This is a genomic window from Streptococcus sp. 20925_1_69, assembly GCF_041432365.1.
Taxonomy (GTDB): domain Bacteria; phylum Bacillota; class Bacilli; order Lactobacillales; family Streptococcaceae; genus Streptococcus.
This window is the reverse complement of the sequence record NZ_JAPVZL010000029.1, coordinates 1-618: the sequence shown is the minus strand read 5'-3', so window position 1 is coordinate 618 and position 618 is coordinate 1. Positions and strand designations below refer to the sequence as shown.

The following is a 618-nucleotide window of genomic DNA, read 5'->3' as shown; positions in this document are numbered from 1 at the left end:
AGCTGTATATTATGATTCTCCAAAATGGCATAAGGAAGTTTCTATGAGAGCAGCAGAAGGAGCAAGAAATCATGGACTTTTAAATATTTCCCCCCAAGATTTCTTTGATACGGAGCTAATGTTTCCTGTTAATCACCCTGAACAAGCCGCCATTGGTTTCTTCTTCCAAGAGTTGGATCAGCTCATTACCCTTCAACAGCGTGAGCTAGAGTTGATGAAAGAAGGAAAAAAGACTCTGCTTTCAAAAATGTTTCCAAAGGATGGAGAAAATTTCCCGGAAATCCGTTTTCTTGGTTTTACTGACGCTTGGGAACAGCGGAAGTTGGGGGAGGTTGCAGAACGGGTTACAAGAAAGAATAAAAATTTGGAATCTGAATTACCTTTGACTATTTCCGCTCAACATGGACTAATTAACCAAGAAACTTTCTTTAATAAGAAGGTTGCTAGTAAGGATGTTAGCGGATATTATCTATTGAAAAAAGGAGAATTTGCGTATAATAAATCTTATTCGTCGGATTATCCATGGGGGGCAGTTAAAAGATTGGACAATTATGAAATGGGAGTTTTATCAACATTATATATTGTTTTTAGACCCAATTCTATAGATTCAGATTTTTT

General features: G+C 36.7%; 1 pseudogene. It reads left to right on the top strand.

What is annotated here, in order from left to right:
* Window positions 1-214: 214 nt before the first annotated feature.
* Window positions 215-618, top strand: a pseudogene (locus tag O3601_RS09340) (restriction endonuclease subunit S); the annotation flags it as partial.